The organism is Gracilibacillus halotolerans, from assembly GCF_014206945.1.
GTDB lineage: Bacteria > Bacillota > Bacilli > Bacillales > Amphibacillaceae > Gracilibacillus > Gracilibacillus halotolerans.
Map to the genome: position 1 here is coordinate 1 of NZ_JACHON010000049.1, position 2,371 is coordinate 2,371.

Here is a 2,371-nt window from a genome sequence, read left to right on the forward strand (position 1 = left end):
TGGTTTTCTGGTCATTAGTGAATCTCCTCAGACTTTTATTTGATTCAAGTTTAGATGACCTTAACGAATCTGTCCAACTAAGTGTAACCTATCCAATTTTTCACTTTCAAACAAGGCGGCCTCTTCTTCAGATAGACTAATCCTTATATTATCTGTATCATGTTTGCTAATTTCCTTTTCAATTGAACCCAATAATCCCTCGTTGCTTTTAGAAATGTGTTTAAAATTATTTTCAATTATATTCACACTCGTAGAATCAAGGGACTGGCTACAGAAAATACATGCCTCGCCTTCATGAACATGATCCCGACTAATAGATTCATAATACTTCTTGCCCATCTTAACGAACTCAAACCATTCATCATTTACTACTTCAAGAAAAGACACATTTTTCTGAAAAGTTTCATTGAACTCCTGCTCTTCTTGTATCTTTTTCTCGTAATCTTTAATTAACTCATTGACCTTTTCTATGTTTTCTCTACTTAGTACGGTTGACAATTTCTTAAATGAATCCTTAATTGATTTAAGTTTGGTCTTTTGAGCTGTTAAAATAGTAATCTTATCTTTGGGATTAGCAGATTCTAATTCTTTAATTTGCGTATCAATCTCTTCCATAACCTCTTCATAAGAATCACTACGAGGGTAGTTACTATTAAGAAACTCCTGTATATCATCTGAATCCTTAACTTCCTCTTTAATTCTATCAATCTCTTCTCGTATGTAGTCATAAGAAGAATCAGAGAATATCCTTCCTTGCTTCTCTTTTTCAGCGACGATAGTAGCTGAAATTTCTTTACGCAGAGAATCCAGCAATTCCGACACCATTTGGAACTTCTCAAATCCCTTTGGTAGTATGCTAAATGTAAGATCACTATTAATTAAAGGAAGGACAGACTCACTATCAAAAACATTGATTTTGCATAATTCAGCATGTGGTTTATTTATATCTACAAGATCATCTTTTATTTGATCATCCAATAGATATGTAACTCCAACTGTTTGTGATAAATGATCTTCTGCCGAGTCTTCCTGATAAACATTTGGTAGTATGGTAAGGTCTTTTTCTGAAGTAAAATAGTGATCAGCTAACTTACGAAACATACGAACATATGAAGACTTCCCTGAACCATTTTCGCCATAAAATACATTAAGATTTTTCCCTAAAGAAAATTGAGCATCACCCGATAAAGCATTAACATTTTTAGGAGACTCTATTTCACTTATAATTAATTTCTTTCTTTCCAACATTTCACTACTCGTATCAGACTCCCCATCAAAATCAACCGCTTCTTTTGTTTTCATTAGGTGCAAAACTTCATCCAACAGTTGTGGCGGATCAATTTCATTATTATTTTTTACTTTGTTAAGAATGTGAACCTTCCATGCTTCTTCACCTGCCCATTCTGTTAAAAAATCAACCGCTGTCTTCATATACATCCCTCCTAATATTGTTGAGTTTTCTAATCCGATTCTGTAAAATTTTGTTGTATATAGTCAATCTTATCATACAAACCTCTTTTGAATAATTCTAAGTAGGTAATTATTAGATACTTGAACGAATTTCATAATTCCCAGCCCTTGTGTGGCAAGGGCTGGGAATTATGAAATTCGTTCAAATGATAACTAACAGTGATTTAAAAGTCAACTTACAATTTTACATTAATTAGCAGTCCTTTCCTATTTACCCTATCCCTTAGTTTGTGTCAAGTATTTCTCAAGGACGTTAAACCCTCAATAGATAGAGCTTTCTCTTTTTGTACACTTAACTGGAAATTCTACCGCGCTACGCTTGGTTTCCACTTCCGATAGAGAACCTTTATTCAAAGCTTCTCTCCTCGAAGTGGTCAACGAAAGATCTTGCGTAATTTTCCTCCTGCACTCGAATGAGACGTATACAAACTGATAGAACCCTGTTTTACACCAATAGCCGGCCTAGTAGACTGCTTTAAGTATGCAGACATGCGAACTGTTTGTTTCACCCTTCGCTGTTCTCGTGCGCTTCGCCTTTGATGCTTTAAATAAACCCCTCGCAAAGTGCCGTTTATCATGCCCTGTTTTACCTTCACCATCGATTCAGCCCCATCGTCACTCCAATGCATCCCACGCTTCTTCATCCGAAAAGTCACATGACGTTGGTGTGACTCCATTGCTCCTAAACTCCTTGCATTGTCTGGTGTATCTTCGACCTCGTTCCGCCAATCCTGAATACGAGACCAATTATTTAAAATGTACTGCTTAAACTTCTGCACTCTCTCGATTTTTTTCTCGTTTTCTAACATACTTTCATACGTATCCATCCATCGAATAAAGGCGTCTTCTTCTTTTTGCTCGATTGCTTTTTTAACAGATGGTTTGAATTCATGCTTCACTC

The 2,371-nt window shown here is 35.7% G+C and carries 2 protein-coding genes; both read right to left on the reverse strand.

Annotation, left to right across the window (positions count from 1 at the left end):
- Nucleotides 1-60: 60 nt before the first annotated feature.
- Nucleotides 61-1,431 carry a hypothetical protein gene (locus tag GGQ92_RS16205; protein ID WP_184251348.1) on the reverse strand — a complete coding sequence of 457 codons (1,371 nt, stop codon included), beginning with the start codon at nt 1,429-1,431 and terminating at the stop codon, nt 61-63.
- 413 nt (nt 1,432-1,844) lie between these two features.
- On the reverse strand, nt 1,845-2,371 hold a 527-nt coding region (locus GGQ92_RS16210; protein WP_184251350.1), incomplete at its 5' end, for a UPF0236 family transposase-like protein.